The sequence below is a fragment of the Pseudomonas sp. BS-2016 genome (genome assembly GCF_001806145.1).
Taxonomy (GTDB): domain Bacteria; phylum Pseudomonadota; class Gammaproteobacteria; order Pseudomonadales; family Pseudomonadaceae; genus Aquipseudomonas; species Aquipseudomonas lundensis.
Genome location: NZ_MLCT01000066.1, coordinates 1 through 1,852, shown reverse-complemented (window position 1 = coordinate 1,852; position 1,852 = coordinate 1). Strand labels below are relative to the sequence as shown.

Here is a 1,852-nt window from a genome sequence, read left to right as displayed (position 1 = left end):
CCATCAATTCCACATCGGCGCGATTGACGATGCCACTCTCGGTAATCACCAAGCGATCGCGCGGAATACGCGGCAGCAGGTCGAGGGTAGTTTCCAGGCTGACGTCGAAGGTATGCAGGTTACGGTTGTTGACGCCCACCAGCGGAGTATCGAGGGTCTTCAATGCGCGCTCCAGCTCGTCGCCGTCATGCACTTCGACCAACACGTCCAGGCCGACGCTTTTGGCCACGGCCGCCAGCTCGGCCATCTTCACGTCATCCAATGCCGAGACAATCAGCAACACGCAGTCGGCACCCAAGGCACGAGCTTCGACGATTTGGTACGGGTCGACCATGAAATCCTTGCGGATCACCGGCAGCTTGCACGCAGCGCGCGCCTGTTGCAGGAACGGGTCGGAACCCTGGAAGTAGTCAATATCCGTCAGCACAGACAAGCAGGTTGCCCCACCCTTCTCGTAACTGACGGCGATCTCAGCGGGTACGAAGTGTTCGCGAATCACGCCTTTGCTCGGCGAGGCTTTCTTGACCTCGGCGATCACGGCCGGCTGCTTGAGCTTGGCCTGGGCGATCAAGGCATTGGCAAAGCCGCGTGGTGCCTCGGCGCTTTTCGCCTGCGCTTCCAACTCGGCCAGGCTCACCCGGGCACGGCGCTCGGCCACTTCTTCAGCCTTACGGGCCAGGATCTTTTCCAGAACAGTTGGCACACTCATCCTTCATTCTCCATCTTGAATACGGCGGTGAATGCTCCCAGCTCTTCGAGCTTCTCACGAGCCAGGCCGGTGTGCAGCGCATCGTGGGCCAAGGCGACACCTTCCTTGAGACTATAGGCATGGTCAGCGGCGTAAAGGGCTGCGCCAGCATTGAGCACAATCATCTCCGCAGCTTTCTGACCGTTTTCGGTCTTGCGACGCCCCAGGGCATCACGAATCAATTCCAACGAAGCTGCCGGGCTTTCCACCGCCAGGCCGTGCAAGCTCTGGCTTTTCATACCCAGGTCTTCGGGCTCGACCCAATATTCGGTGACCTCGTCGTTCTTCAGCTCCGCCACGAAGGTCGGCGCCGCCAGGCTGAACTCGTCGAGGCCATCCTTGGAATGCACCACCAGCACATGCTTGCTGCCCAGGCGTTGCAAGACTTCGGCCAGCGGCCGGCACAGCGCCTGGCTGAACACGCCTACCACCTGGTGCTTCACACCGGCCGGATTCGTAAGCGGGCCGAGCATGTTGAACAGGGTACGCAAGCCAAGGTCCTTACGCGGGCCGGCAGCGTGTTTCATTGCGCCATGATGGGACTGGGCAAACATGAAGCCGATACCAACGCTGTCAATGCAGCGCGCTACTTGCACCGGCGTGAGGTTCAGGTAAATACCGGCCGCTTCCAGCAAGTCGGCACTGCCGCTCTTGCCAGACACTGCACGGTTACCGTGCTTGGCGACGGTGCAACCAGCGGCGGCCACCACAAAAGATGAGGCGGTCGACACGTTGAAAATATTCGCACCGTCACCGCCGGTGCCCACCACATCGACGACGCCGTCGAGAGTCTTGAGCTCGACCTTGTCCGCCAGCTCACGCATCACCGACACCGCACCGACTATTTCGTCGATGCTTTCGCTCTTCATGCGCATCGCCATCATAAAGGCGCCGATCTGGGCATCGGTGCATTGGCCGGTCATGATCTCGCGCATCACATCGCTCATTTCCGCGGTGCTAAGGTCCAGATGGCCGACGATACGGCTCAGGGCAGTCTTGATATCCATGAAAAGTCCTTAGCGCGTGCCGCCGCTCTGCTTGAGAAAGTTGGCGAACAGCTCGTAGCCCTGCTCGGTCAGGATTGATTCAGGGTGAAATTGCACC

The 1,852-nt window shown here is 59.9% G+C and carries 2 protein-coding genes and 1 pseudogene; all 3 read right to left on the bottom strand.

Annotation, left to right across the window (positions count from 1 at the left end):
- The coding region (gene trpC / locus BKD70_RS22240; RefSeq protein ID WP_070415408.1) for an indole-3-glycerol phosphate synthase TrpC at window positions 1–709 on the bottom strand (709 nt) is incomplete at its 3' end.
- Complete coding sequence (trpD, locus tag BKD70_RS22235) at window positions 706–1,755, bottom strand: anthranilate phosphoribosyltransferase (protein WP_003194694.1); 1,050 nt, start codon at window positions 1,753–1,755, stop codon at window positions 706–708. The genes trpD and trpC, both read right to left, overlap by 4 nt.
- A 9-nt stretch (window positions 1,756–1,764) precedes the next feature.
- Window positions 1,765–1,852 (bottom strand): annotated as a pseudogene (locus tag BKD70_RS24905) (anthranilate/aminodeoxychorismate synthase component II); the annotation flags it as partial.

Excerpts from the sequence above, each read along its gene's own strand:
- trpD (WP_003194694.1), bottom strand. The coding sequence starts at position 1,755 with ATGGATATCAAGACTGCCCTGAGCCGTATCGTCGGCCATCTGGACCTT.